At 36.9% G+C, this 13,260-nt stretch carries 12 protein-coding genes and 1 other RNA gene; 4 read left to right on the top strand and 9 right to left on the bottom strand.

Features of this window, described 5'->3' with window-relative positions:
• The first annotated feature begins 328 nt into the window (after nt 1-328).
• Complete coding sequence (tomB, locus tag F1325_RS03555) at nt 329-691, top strand: Hha toxicity modulator TomB (protein WP_109371682.1); 363 nt, start codon at nt 329-331, stop codon at nt 689-691.
• 45 nt (nt 692-736) lie between these two features.
• Nucleotides 737-940 (top strand): HHA domain-containing protein, encoded by a 204-nt coding sequence (locus F1325_RS03550; RefSeq protein WP_006535062.1) that lies wholly within the window; start codon nt 737-739, stop codon nt 938-940.
• 391 nt (nt 941-1,331) lie between these two features.
• On the opposite strand, the gene ffs is transcribed toward F1325_RS03550, so the two are convergent.
• Nucleotides 1,332-1,428, bottom strand: an RNA gene (gene ffs / locus F1325_RS03545) — signal recognition particle sRNA small type.
• A gap of 321 nt (nt 1,429-1,749) precedes the next feature.
• Between ffs and tesB the strand changes: the two genes are divergently transcribed.
• Nucleotides 1,750-2,625: an acyl-CoA thioesterase II gene (gene tesB, locus F1325_RS03540; protein ID WP_100159258.1), complete on the top strand. Its 876-nt coding sequence runs from the start codon at nt 1,750-1,752 to the stop codon at nt 2,623-2,625.
• A 42-nt stretch (nt 2,626-2,667) separates the two neighbouring features.
• Here tesB and amtB read toward each other — a convergent pair whose 3' ends face one another.
• From amtB to F1325_RS03515, 5 genes are all read right to left on the bottom strand, one after another.
• Nucleotides 2,668-3,960: an ammonium transporter AmtB gene (gene amtB, locus F1325_RS03535; protein WP_109371684.1), complete on the bottom strand. Its 1,293-nt coding sequence runs from the start codon at nt 3,958-3,960 to the stop codon at nt 2,668-2,670.
• 12 nt (nt 3,961-3,972) lie between these two features.
• Entirely contained in the window at nt 3,973-4,311 is a 339-nt protein-coding gene (glnK, locus tag F1325_RS03530; RefSeq protein WP_109371686.1) for a P-II family nitrogen regulator, read from the bottom strand.
• Nucleotides 4,312-4,554: 243 nt separating this feature from the next.
• Nucleotides 4,555-6,342 carry a SmdB family multidrug efflux ABC transporter permease/ATP-binding protein gene (locus F1325_RS03525; RefSeq protein ID WP_160229999.1) on the bottom strand — a complete coding sequence of 596 codons (1,788 nt, stop codon included), beginning with the start codon at nt 6,340-6,342 and terminating at the stop codon, nt 4,555-4,557.
• On the bottom strand, nt 6,329-8,074 hold the full coding sequence (locus tag F1325_RS03520; RefSeq protein ID WP_109371690.1) for a SmdA family multidrug ABC transporter permease/ATP-binding protein: 1,746 nt from the start codon (nt 8,072-8,074) through the stop codon (nt 6,329-6,331). Before F1325_RS03520 ends, F1325_RS03525 begins: the two co-directional genes overlap by 14 nt.
• A gap of 56 nt (nt 8,075-8,130) precedes the next feature.
• Entirely contained in the window at nt 8,131-8,592 is a 462-nt protein-coding gene (locus F1325_RS03515) for an Lrp/AsnC family transcriptional regulator (RefSeq protein WP_036911686.1), read from the bottom strand.
• Between the two features lie 158 nt (nt 8,593-8,750).
• Between F1325_RS03515 and queC the strand changes: the two genes are divergently transcribed.
• Nucleotides 8,751-9,449 (top strand): 7-cyano-7-deazaguanine synthase QueC, encoded by a 699-nt coding sequence (queC, locus tag F1325_RS03510; protein ID WP_109371692.1) that lies wholly within the window; start codon nt 8,751-8,753, stop codon nt 9,447-9,449.
• Nucleotides 9,450-9,597: 148 nt separating this feature from the next.
• Here queC and F1325_RS03505 read toward each other — a convergent pair whose 3' ends face one another.
• The 3 genes from F1325_RS03505 to ppiD all read right to left on the bottom strand — a co-directional run bounded on the left by F1325_RS03505 (nt 9,598) and on the right by ppiD (nt 12,803).
• Nucleotides 9,598-10,002, bottom strand: a complete 405-nt coding sequence (locus F1325_RS03505) for an acyl-CoA thioesterase (protein WP_099074223.1) — start codon at nt 10,000-10,002, stop codon at nt 9,598-9,600.
• 262 nt (nt 10,003-10,264) lie between these two features.
• Nucleotides 10,265-10,636 carry a ComEA family DNA-binding protein gene (locus F1325_RS03500; RefSeq protein WP_232805415.1) on the bottom strand — a complete coding sequence of 124 codons (372 nt, stop codon included), beginning with the start codon at nt 10,634-10,636 and terminating at the stop codon, nt 10,265-10,267.
• 289 nt (nt 10,637-10,925) lie between these two features.
• On the bottom strand, nt 10,926-12,803 hold the full coding sequence (ppiD, locus tag F1325_RS03495) for a peptidylprolyl isomerase (protein WP_109371694.1): 1,878 nt from the start codon (nt 12,801-12,803) through the stop codon (nt 10,926-10,928).
• Nucleotides 12,804-13,260: the final 457 nt, after the last annotated feature.

Raw genomic sequence — 13,260 nt, 5'->3', positions numbered from 1 at the left:
TTTACGAAAATAGACAAAATTCTGTTGTTCAGATAGTGACTTATGCAATAATAGTGCTATATTAAGCAAAGAAATACTTATTGTATAAGTTTTAAACTCATTCGTGTGCAGTTTAGTGTTGTCTTTCGATATGCTATTACTTTGTTAGAAATAATAAATATAATTATTAAACTCTTTTAGCATACGAGTAAATATAAACACTCATTTTCAAGTTTATGTTTTTTATTAATCCATTAATGAATTATGTGATGTATCCCGTTAATAAGTTCAACTTTAAGCATTGATCATTATTAATGAATATTTTCTATTAATTCAATTACGATATGTTATGGACGAATATTCACCAGAAAAAGTAGATTTAGCCGAATTGTCGTTTTTGTGCGAAGAGCTATTACAGCAAGCTTTAGGCTCATTAGATAAAGGAAGCACAGTTTGGCACAACGATCTGAGTAGCACAAAAAGCGTTGACCTTAATGTTCTAATTGAACACATTATGGACTTTAGTTGGAAATTTAAGATTAAGCACCCAGATAAACATGTAATTAATACGCTTATAGAAGAGTACCTTGAAGAGACTTATCGTTTATTTGGTAATACATCAATTTCTTACTCAGATATCAATAATTGGAAAGAGTTAAACCAGTCACTTTTAGCTCTCATTGCCAAAAACCCAAAAAGTTATATTAAGTAATTTTAATTATCTGTAGTTTTATTTTAATAATAGAGAAAAGACAACATGACTAAGACAGACTATCTAATGCGTTTAAGAAAATGTACTTCAATCGAAACATTAGAACGTGTGATTGAAAAAAACAAATATGAACTCTCTGATGATGAACTGGAGCTGTTTTATTCAGCAGCAGACCACCGTTTAGCAGAACTCACAATGAATAAGCTATATGATAAAATTCCAGCGTCTGTTTGGAAATTTGTAAGATAATCTAATTCTATTTAATTGCCTTAGTTTTATTTTTGCTATTTTTATTTTTTATAGTAGTAGGGTTATTAGTTCTTAATTTAGATATCGTTTTATTCACGTTTTCTTATCAGTAGAATGATTACACACCATCATGCCGTTGACTTATTACGGCATGACTGCACTGCTTTACTCAAATATTCCTTTCATTTATAAATACGACCGTAAATTTTCCAATAATAAATTGATACATTAAGCATACTATTTTCTATTCAATAATATTGACTCTTAAACCCAAAGAAAACAGCGCTCAAAAAACACGTATAGAGAGTAAGAATATAAGGAAAAATAACAATCTTAGAAGATAATAATTATGAAAGATTAGATATTATGAAAGGCTAAAAATTGGGTGGGGCCTTGCCAGCGACATCCCGGCACACGCGACACCTGCCATGGCTGCTTCCTTCCGGACCTGACCGAGTTAACAAGTTAGCGTTGCGGGAGAACCAACAAGACCCCATAGATTGTCTTATTGCTAAGACGTCACGCATTATGTTTTAAACTGATCCAAATAGCAAGGAAAGTGAACCTAAGTGATGATTAATTACCCAAATCTACACTCGCTGATTATTCAATTGCCTTTAACGCTCTTTTTGCCTCTCATAAATTCATCAGAGAGTATTCAATAAGTGGGTAAACATAATCTCATCAACTCTGTTTATTTATCATTAGATTGCTATCTAAGATAAAAAGGGAGATTATTTTTTATCTTCTTAGGATTGTATATAATCAACTTTATAAAAAATAACCAGATCTAATGATACAGGTACACTATGAGTCAAGCATTGAAAGATCTCATCAATTTGATGGCACTTGAAAAAATAGAAGAAGGTCTATTTAGAGGTCAAAGCGAAGATCTAGGATTACCTCAAGTTTTTGGTGGGCAAGTTGTAGGACAAGCACTATACGCTGCAAAACAGACTATTGCTGATAACCGCTATATCAACTCATTTCATAGCTACTTTTTACGTCCTGGTGATAGCCATAAGCCTATTGTTTATGATGTGGAATTTATCCGTGATGGCGGTTCATTTAGTACTCGTAGAGTCAGCGCTATTCAGCATGGCAAACCTATTTTTTATATGACCGTTTCTTTTCAAGAATTTGAAGAGGGTTTTGAACATCAAGATATAATGCCTGATGTTCCTTTTCCAAATGAACTTATCTCACAACATGAGATTTTAAAGAAATTAGCACCTAAATTACCCGAGCCGATTAAATCTTTAGCACTACGAGAAACACCTTTTGAAGCGCGTCCAGTGCAATATTTTAGCCCTTTTGGCTACTCTAAAGCACCTGCTGAACGCTATGTTTGGTATCGTAGTCGTGGTGAAATGCCATCAGATCCTTTCTTGCATCAATACTTGCTTGGTTATGTTTCTGATTTTGATTTTTTACCAACCGCTCTCCAACCTTATGGCTTAGGCTTTATGGATACAAGTCTACAGGTCGCTACGATTGACCATTCTATGTGGTTTCATCGCCCATTCCGTGTAGATGATTGGTTACTTTATGTGATTGAAAGCCCTTCAGCATCAGGCGGTAGAGGATTTGTGAGAGGTAAATTCTTTAATACAAATGGTCAACTAGTCGCGTCTTCTGTTCAAGAAGGGGTTATTCGCCAAAAACGTACTAAACATTCAAAATAATATCTTGGCATATTCCCCCCTCAAACGAGGGGGAATAGACAATTATTGTTGATAAGCTCTTTCACCATGCGTTGTTAAATCTAATCCATCATGCTCTTCCTCTTCTGAAACACGTAAACCCACCAACTTATCTGCGATTTTAAAACTTGTATAAGCGACAACACCAGACCAAATCACGGTGATCACAACACTCATTAATTGAATTAAAACTTGTTTACTGAGTGTCATACCATCGCTATATCCTACTCCACCTAAGAATGAAGCCGTAAATACCCCGGTTAATAGGCAACCTGCGATACCACAAGTACCGTGGATACCGAAAACATCACAAACATCATCCGCTTTTAACCAGCGCTTTAAAACAACAACGCCCCAAAGCCCGATAATGCCCCCCATTACACCGATAAATAAAGCCCCCATCACTCCGACCGTGCCAGCAGCAGGTGTAATCGCCACTAATCCAGCAATACAACCTGAACAACTGCCTAGCATGGAAGGCTTTCCTCTGGTGATCCATTCTGATGCCGTCCAAGAAAGTACAGCGCCTGCGGTTGCAATTACTGTATTTAGAAATGCTAAAGCCGCAATCGCATTTGCACTACCAGCAGAACCTGCATTAAAACCAAACCAACCAATATAGAGTACCGCTGTACCTGTAAAGACCATTGGTAAATTATGAGGTTTAAGCGCTGTATGCTGGCTATCACGTCGCTTACCAAGTAAGTAAGCACCAACAAGAGCCGCAATAGCCGCATTAATATGCACGACAGTTCCCCCTGCAAAATCTAATGCACCATCATCGATTAACCAACCACCTTCTCCCCATACCATATGCGCAATAGGGATATAAGAAAACGTAAACCAAATAACCGTGAAAATAAGCAGTGCGGAAAAACGGACTCGCTCGCCTAATGCACCAACAATCAATGCAACAGTGATAACAGCAAAAGATCCTTGAAAAGCAATATGTACATACTGATTAATTGAACCAGAGAGTGAATCTAGTGATACGTTATTCAAAAAAGTAAGTGACCACCCACCCCAAATTTTATTACCTGCGGTAAATGCCAGACTGTAGCCAAATATAACCCAAAGAATAACAACAACACTGAAGATCATCATCACTTGCGTGATCAAAGAAAGTACGTTTTTCCCTCTTAATAACCCGCCATAGAACAGAGCAATACCAGGTATAGTCATAAAAAAGACCAAAGCAGTACATATCAACATAAAACCGTTATCAGCTTTATCAACAATTACTGTTTCAGTCGCAAATGCGGATGATGAAAAGTGTGTAAGCACTAACATTAATAACAAAGAAAGTAAGCGTTTCATCGAATATCTCCTTTAAAGAGCTTCATCACCAGACTCGCCAGTACGAATACGGACCGCCTGCAATAATTCCAAAACAAAAATTTTTCCATCTCCTACCTTCCCTGTATCAGTCGCTTGCATAATCACTTGCATAACTGACTCAAGTTGCTCATCGCAAATAGCGAGTTCTATTTTTACTTTGGGGAGAAAATTAACTTCGTACTCAGCTCCTCTATAAAGCTCTGCATGCCCTTTTTGTCGTCCATAACCTTTGACTTCACTGATTGTCATTCCCTTGATACCCAGATCAGAAAGCGACTCTCTTACCTCTTCTAATTTAAATGGCTTAATAATGGCGATGATATATTTCATATAAACCTCGTCGATATTTGAAAGAACAAAGCTCATATAGAAAAGCAAAAGGCATGCCATTATTTAATTAATTGATATTTAAATAGAAATTAAATTATTGAAATAGTTAAAATGAAAAAACTCACCGAGTTGGTGCAAAAATACGGCTGCTATTTTGATAAAAGCGAGATAATGAGGAAATAAAAAAGGACACATACATAAAGATGATGTGCCCTCTAAAATTATATTTTTTATTTAAGGTTATTATTCTACTTCAACAGGTTCCTGTTCTTGTAAAGACTCTCTGACTTGCTGTAATTGATACATATTATAGTATCGCCCTTTTTGTGAAAGTAACTTAGCATGATCACCCTGTTCAACAATTGCACCACGATGAAGCACCACAATCTCATTGGCTTCAATAATAGTGGAAAGTCGATGAGCAATAACAATCAGTGTTGTTTTTTCCCTAACTACTTTTAGCGCCTTCTGTATGGCTTGTTCTGTTCCTGAGTCAATATTTGCTGTTGCCTCGTCCAAAATAAGAATACGAGGAGGTATTAATAATACACGCGCCAATGCAAGTAATTGTTTTTGTCCAGCGGATAAGCGGCTACCTTGCTCACCGAGTTCTGTTTGTAGTCCTTCAGGTAAGGCTTTAGCCCATTGATCAAGTTGAACTGTTTCTAATACCTGCCATAAATGTGACTCATCACATTCACGCCCTAACGTAATGTTGTCATGCAGTGAACCTGATAATAAAACGGGATCTTGCTGCACCATTGCAATACCACTGCGTAATGCAGTATGAGAATAGTCCTCTAAAGGTTGCCCATCTAAATGGATATTTCCTTTTTGCCAAGGGTAATTTCCCATTAATAAACTTGCTAGAGTGCTTTTGCCACTCCCTGTATGCCCAACGAATGCGACAAAATGACGAGCAGGAATAGTTAAATTGATATCTTTTAATACCCATTGCTCATCACGATACGCAAACCAAAGAGAGTTAACATCGATATTACCTTGAGTGATGGAATGTGATGATGAACCGTAGTGCTGTAAAGGCGCATCCATCAGTTCAAAAACACGCTCACCAGAGACTACCGCCTGTTGCAAAATCGATTGCTGAGATGTCAATGTGATCAAGGGTTCATTTAATCGCCCTAAATAACTAATAAACGCATAAATAACTCCAACACCAATAACTGCACTGCCCTGATACCCAAACAACATTAATAAACCACACAGAACCAACGCAGAGAGCATACTTAATAAAGGACGTAATAACAGACCATCCAGTTTTAACGCTTTCATACGTGCTTGGTAATGTTGCCAACTGTCATCTGACATTCTTTCACCAAATCGAGCTTGTTGCCTAAATTGCTGAATAACTGACATGCCATTGATAACTTCGTGGAAACCATCATTAATATTGGCAAGAAAATGACGTACATTACGTACAATCGGTGTGCTCAATCGCTGATAAAACATCATCACACCTATCACCGCAGGAAATATCATCATTGCAACAAGCGCCATTTGCCATTCTAATAAAAACATAGCTATCAGCATTACAACCACTAAAGCAATTGCTCGGAATAATGTCGGTAAAACGTTCACGAACAAATCTTTAATCGTCTCTGTATCATTTGTTACACGAGAAATTAACTGCCCCACAGGCTGATTATCAAAAGCACTTAATGGCTGTTTTAGAGCCGCACTCATTACATCAGTACGTAATTGTTGTACAACCCCAACAGCGGCATGATTAAACACAATGGCCTGATAATAGTGAAGTGTAGCGGCGATCACCTGCAAAAGAATAAAAGCCAATGCTAGGCCTAATGATGACATTAATTCCACATTATTCGTGGCAACTTTTGCATCAATAAAATAGCCAACAATTAATGGCCCCCCCACTTCTGCAACGGCGGCTACCCACAACATAATGACGCCCCATGTCATGGGTTTGCGATAGGTTTTACCATAAGTCAAAAGACGCTTTAATGCAGGCAATAGCGCTTTAACGGATTTATTTTTATTCATCGTCATCCAGCGCGGCCTCTAATTGCTGATAATGGTACATATCTTGATACCAACCTGGTATTGAAATTAATTGCTGATGTGTACCTTGCTCTATAATCTCACCTTGTTTTAAGACTAAGATATTCGTAGCACCAACCAATGCAGATAAGCGATGAGCGCTGATAATTAATGTTCTATCTTTTCGCCATTGTGACAAGTTTTGCAGAATTTGATATTCAGTTTGTCCATCAACAGCAGATAATGCGTCATCTAATAATAAAATTTCGGCATCCAATAATAGTGCTCGGGCAATAGAAATACGCTGTTTTTGTCCACCAGATAACATCACACCTTTTTCACCTACCTGTGTTTGATACCCTTCAGGTAAGCGTAAAATATCCTCGTGAATATTTGCCAATTTCGCAACAGACTCTATTTCTTCTTTTGTCGCATCAGGACGACCTAAGGCAATATTTCCCGCGATGGTGTCTGAAAATAAGAAGGGTGTTTGATTAACAACAGCCAATCGTGCTCGCCATTCATCAAGTTTCAATTGATAAATAGGAACTGATTGAAAACAAATTTCACCTTCAGTAACATCGTAAAGTCGTTGAATGGCACTAAGTAATGTACTTTTACCACTTCCTGTCACACCACAAATACCTAGCATTTCACCGGGTGATAATGTGAACTGAATATTTTTCAGTGTTTGTGTCGTTTGTTCGGGATATTGGAAACGTTTGATATTAACGGATAATACTCCTCTACCTTGCTTTGGTGATAATTCACCATCAACCATATCGAGTTTTTCATCCAATAAACTATTAATTCGACTATAAGCAGCACTGCCACGCTCAACAATATTGAACATCCATGCTAAAGCCAGCATTGGCCAGATCATTTGCCCCAAATACATCACAAAGCTGGTTAATTCACCCAATGTCATTCTGCCATTAATAACAAAATAGCTACCACCAGCAACAGCGAGTAAATTAGCAAAACCAATAGCCATAAAAATAGTAGGATCAAATAGCGCATCAATTCTTGCAACGCGCATATTTTGTCGTCCAGTTTCTTTTGCCACATCATCAAAACGGGAGGCATGCTGTTGCTCTAGTCCGAATGATTTGATCATACGAATACTACTCAAGCTTTCTTGTGCTTGATTATTAAGTGAAGAGAAAAGTGCCTGTGCGGTTTTAAAGCGACTATGTAATTTATCGCCATATCGCTTAATCAAAATTGCCATGATTGGCATAGGTAATAATGAAATCAGCGTCAGTTCCCAACTTAACTGAATACTCATCATGACAAGCACAGCAAGCCCCATAACCATAGAATCCACTAAGGTCAGTACACCTTCGCCCGCAGCAAAAACCACTTTATCAACATCATTGGTGGTACGTGCAATTAAATCACCTGTACGATAACGATGATAAAATGAAGAAGATTGTTGATTAAGTTGTTGATAAATTTGCATCCGCAGTTTTACTGCTAATTGATAAGATGCACCAAATAACCAAAGACGCCAAAAATAACGCAAAAGATAAACCGCGAGGGCAATTAATACCATCACGCCAATCCAGTTGATCACTTGGCTAAACGTCAGACTATGGTTATCGACACCATCCACAATGATCCCAACAATCTTTGGAGGGATCACCTGTAATACTGCGATAACCATCAATAAGAAAATGGCACCTACATAACGACGCCATTCACTGAGAAAATACCAACTGAGCTGTGAAAATAGAGCCACGCCTTAAATCCTAAGGTTATACAAAAAATAAAAGTGCCAGTTGGTAAAGATGAACCTTATTCAGGTATCGGCATTGCCGTTGTGTATTTAATTTTTTCCATTGCGAAGTTAGAAGTCACATCAATAAGACCTGGTACGCCATTAACCATACGCTTATAAAATAGGTCGTAACTTTTCATGTCTACTACTTCAACATGCATTAGATAATCACACTCACCCGCCATTCGATAGAATGTCAGTACTTCTGGCATTTGCTTAACAAATGAGACAAACTGTTCGTACCATTCGCTATTATGTTGCTGTGTTCTAATCATAACAATAACTGTTAGACCTAGCCCGATTTTTTCACTATCAAGCAGCGCAACGCGCTTACGAATATACCCTTCATCCTCTAGTCTTTTCAATCGTTTCCAGCAAGGTGTTGAGGTTAGGTTAACAGCCTCAGCCAAAGTATTCAGTGAGAGGCTTGAATCTTCCTGTAACAGCGCTAATAGTTTACGGTCAATCTTATCTAACATAGATACTCCTTCAAAATATGCCCCTACAAAAAATAATGATAACCTGCCCCTTACTATAAGAGTAATCATCTAATGATAAATAGGTAATAAATTGCCATAATATATGTACTTTTATGCGTACTAATCCTTATAGAAATTCAATATTCAGGAGTATTCTGATGAAAAAAACGGTCGTTGTCTTTAGTGGTGGACAAGATTCGACAACCTGCCTTATTCAAGCGTTGGAAAAGTACGATGAAGTACATTGCATTACATTTAATTATGGGCAACGCCATAAAGAAGAAATTGAGGTAGCACAAAAAGTTAGTCAATTACTAGGTGCAACCGCTCATAAAGTTTTAGATGTAAGTTTACTCAACGAACTCGCCATCAGTAGCTTAACTCGAGATAATATTCCTGTTCCTGATTTCAAAGAAAGTGAAGAAAGTGATATTCCTAGTACCTTCGTACCAGGTAGAAATATCCTTTTCCTCACTTTGGCTGCAATTTACGCTTATCAAATTGGTGCAGAGAGTGTCATCACTGGTGTTTGTGAGACAGATTTCTCTGGTTACCCTGATTGTCGTGATGAATTTGTAAAAGCTCTGAATCATGCTGTCAGCTTAGGTATTGCTCGTGATATTCAATTTATCACGCCATTAATGTGGCTAGATAAAGCCGAAACGTGGGCTCTTGCTGATTACTATAAAAAGTTAGATTTCGTTCGTCATGAAACTTTAACTTGCTATAACGGTATTCAGGGGGATGGCTGTGGTGAATGTGCTGCTTGTCATTTAAGACAACGCGGATTAAACACCTACTTAGCCGATAAAACACCAATTATGCAGACAATGAAACAGAAAGTGGGTCTTAAATAATCATTGGAATTACCTTATTAATTATCACTGCTACCTGGCATTCTATTCACTTATGCAGTGATAATTCACCAGCACTATCACTGCATTAAATCATCTTAGATTAGCCTGAAAGCATTTAATGAGAGCTCTCTAATACTCTCTTTGTGTATTAGGATGATTGACGTACATATTCAAGCTTCTCTCTTAACTGTTCTGTTAATGTCAGTGCTTTTTTGGTATTGATATCAACAAGAACAAAAGTAATTAATGCATCAGAGATAAGCGCACCGTCTTTTTTTCTCACAATCTTTTGAGAAAGTACGCCACTTTTAATTCCCACTTCAGCAACATCACAATCAATAAGTAGCTCATCACCTAAACTTGCAGGTAAGCGATAATTGATATTGATATTAGCAACCACTAATGCCAAGCCATTGCGCTTAAACCAATCAAAATCTAAATGTTGCTCAATCCAATCCCATCGAGCCTGTTCTAAAAACTCAAGGTAACGCGCATTATTCACATGTTCAAAAACATCTAAATGAAAGCCATAAACTTTAATTAACGTACTCATATCAATTTATTACCTCTTGATTATTCTAATAAACTTTTTATAAAGTTTTTATAAAGTTTTTTTGCGATACCATAAATATAGCCAAGAAAATAAATTTAGTAATTTCTGATATAGGTTTATCTCGTTTTCTTTTAACAAAGAAAACGCTAAGAAAACGTGTTTCTCTTATCAAAATAAAAATCAAAGAGAAACACGGAGATTTTCAATCAATATTCACGTTTCTGCTATCACTTATACTCAACATCGTATAAGAATGAATACCTTAATTAATAACGATAAAATCACGATTTTGATCAACTAACTTCATACCAATTCCAAAAACTTTTTCAAGTTCATCAATAGAGGTAAAACGCCCTAGCTGTTCGCGGTAATCAATAATGGCTTGCGCTTTCGCTTTTCCGATCCCTTTTAATCCCATTAGTTCATCTACTGTTGCTGTATTTAAATTAACTTTACCTTCTGCACTGGCTTTGTTTTCTTTAGCATCACGAGCAACAGATGAGTGAGTTTCAATAGAAACTGTTGGTGTTGAAGCTGGTGTTTCTTCTGCATAAGAGAAAGGAGAAAGCCCTAATCCTAAAGCAAGACAGATAGAAGCCATAAAACCTGACAACATTTTTTTATCCATTTTCATAATCATAATTTCCTTTTATTCAATAATTTTAAATTCAATAGCAAACAGAGATTTCTGAATGCAGAAAAAGAATGCCAATATACTGATAAATCATCAATTGTATAAAAAGAGAACTGCGAGAAAGCAGGAAAAATAAAAATGAATAAAAGAAGCATTACAAAAAATTGTCGGGCTTGCTCTCAAATATGAATTTTTAGAAAAGCGAAGCATTTGCTTCAATTATCAAGAATAGCAGCCATAAAAAAACCCAGCTTTATGCTGGGTTTTCAATGTAATAACTCAAATTCGATTATTGATAATCTTTATCAAAAATTTCAATTTTAGCGTTATCTTTTAGGTCACGTAACATAAGTTGTAACGCTTCTTCGCCCATCTGAGCACGATAGAGATTAGTCATAAACTCTAGCTGTTCAGATGTTGGTTTGCCGTCTGTTACGCTATCTAATTGAATAAGGACAACTTTAGTACCTGGTACATTAGTCATGCCATACTCTTTTTTGCCTTCAGCTGGCTTTGGCATAGAGAAAATCGCGGTTTGTACTACATCTGTTGCAGATGAGTGAACAATGCTTTCTTCACTGCCAAACGAAATGTTAGCAGCTTTCAGTGCTTCTTCGCCTTTACCTTCTTTTAATGCGGCTAAAAGTTTTTGGGCTTCTGCATTCATTGCTTGTGATGCTTTTTGCTGTTTAACCAGCATAACAACTTGATCACGTACTTTGTCTAATGGTTGGGTTGCTGAAGGCTTGTAACCTTCTACACGCACGATAAATGCACTGTCATTACCTAACGTCACCATGTCTGAATTCATGCCTGTTGGGCCATTTTCATCCACTAATGAACCACCAAAAATTAACTGGGTGAGTTTTTCATTATTTAATGGTGCAGGAACCGTATTTTCATCAAACCAATCAGTATTAACCACGGTCACGTTGCCCGCATTTGCAGCAGGAACTAGTGTGTCGTTGTCATTAGATGCAGCTTGGCTCACTTTTTGTTGTAATGCGAAGAAATCATCAATTGCTTTATTTTCACGCATTTTTGCCAGTAAATCTGTTTTCACTTCATCAAATGGTTTTACAACAGATTGTTTGACATCATCAAGGCGGAAAATTGCGTAGCCATTGCTGATTTTAACAGGTTCAGAGATTTGACCTTTTTCTGTCAAACTTGCATTAGCCAGCTCTGGTAACTCTTGTCCAATAGTTATCCAACCTAAAGAACCATTTTGTTTCTTAGAGAAACTATCAATAGATTTTTCTTTCACTAACGAAACAAAATCAGCACCTTTTTTCAGCTCGTCTTCTGCCGCTTTAGCTGCTGCTTCATCAGCTAAGACTAAGATGCTGTACTGTTTCTGTCCTGCTGCCGTGAACTCATCAATATTACTATCGTAGTAAGCCTTTGCTTCTTCATCAGTAATGTTGATCTTATTAAAATCTTTTTGAGCATTTAATTGGATATAGCTAATTTTAAATTGCTCTGGCGCGATGAACATTTGGTTATTTTGCTCATAGAACGCTTTCACTTCTTCATCAGATGCCGTTTGTTTTTCAAGGAATGGCTGAATGTCTAATGATGCTAAACGTACATTACGGCTTTGTAGCATTAATCCCGCAAATTCTTTAACTTCGCTATCTAAGGCAAAATCCGTACCTTGGATAGAAAATTTTAATTGCTGATTAATAAGGTTTTGACGAATACCTTCTGCAAAAGCATCTGCATCAATATTATTGCCTTTCAATAAATCGACATATTTTTTATTGTCAAATTTGCCGTCAGTTTGAAAGTAAGGAAGTGCAAAAATAGCATCTCTAATTTGCTGATCACCGGCTGAAATACCCAGATTTTGTGCAAATTGATCAAGTAATGCTTGGTTGATCAGTAAATCAAGCGCTTGTTGGCGAATAAGTTTCTGACCTTCTTCTGATGAAGCAAGAGCAGCAAAATTTTCACCCATATCTTGTTGTAATTGAGCACGACGTTGCTGATAAGTTTGCTCTAATTGAGAACGGCTAATTTTATATCCGTTAACTTCAGCAGCATCATTAACGCCTGAACTAAAGAGATATCCGCCCACACCAGTTAGGACGAAGGAGAGGATGATCACAGCTAATAATATCTTTATAAATGGATTATTAGCAGTGGAACGAATGTTGTCCATCATAACGAGACGAGGCTCCGTTTGGTGAAATAAAAATTATTTTTTATGGGTGTTACACGACTATTTTGAGCACAGCGAAAAGATAATATGCCCATGCTGGCTTAATATCAAAATGTCACGACACGCGACAATCATTAAAAACAGCCAGTCCCGTATTAATGCGCAGTCTTAACACGCACTTTCTATAACTAAAAAAAACTAAACAGCATTATTTGATTCATTGATTACGATAACCATTTAACTCACCACTGAATCATTCATTGTTGTCTATTTCAGTTATAGAACAACGCGCCATTCTATCAAATGACTACTTCAGTTTCACGTCTTATCGCCAGAGAATACAAGGTTTAATCGTGATTTATAACCTAAAAAAGAAAAGCGCATCTCAAAAAGATGCGCTTCATTTTTTAATTGAGTCGTTTTCTGTTTACCCATAACGTTAAGCTAATAACAAATTGGC

Source organism: Proteus columbae (assembly GCF_009914335.1).
GTDB lineage: Bacteria > Pseudomonadota > Gammaproteobacteria > Enterobacterales > Enterobacteriaceae > Proteus.
The sequence above is the reverse complement of the archived record's forward strand: the minus strand, read 5'-3'. Positions and strand labels throughout refer to the sequence as shown.